Raw genomic sequence first — 359 nt, forward strand, 5'->3', positions numbered from 1 at the left:
GCCGCGACGGGTTGAACGGCCGTTCGCTGGTCGGCAGGACGACAGAACCGGGGTGCGCCATCCGGGAATGAACACGCAGCAGCGCACGGGTGTGGCGATCACGGATCTCGATCGTGGTGGTGTAGATGCGCACGACGACCTGGCTGCCGATCGGCGCGGGCCGCGCGGCGTAATAGCTGTTGTCGACGCGTACGGTGGTGTCGTCGCAGACAGTCCGGACGACTTCGGTGAAGATGCGGAAGGGAGCGACAGGCAGCGGCCGCAGGTGCGGCTTCTCTTCCTGGAACATCGCCTCGACCTGACGGCGCGTGCTGCCGTGGATGCGTTTGGAAGCCCAGTTCTCCTCCCAGTGCCTCAAG

Annotated in this window: 1 protein-coding gene; it reads right to left on the bottom strand. The window is 66.0% G+C overall.

The genetic code is table 11. The features are described from left to right. The coding region (locus QQK16_RS21035) for a Mu transposase domain-containing protein (RefSeq protein ID WP_439954247.1) at positions 1–359 on the bottom strand (359 nt) is incomplete at both ends.

The organism is Chitinimonas prasina (assembly GCF_030160395.1).
GTDB lineage: Bacteria > Pseudomonadota > Gammaproteobacteria > Burkholderiales > Chitinimonadaceae > Chitinimonas > Chitinimonas prasina.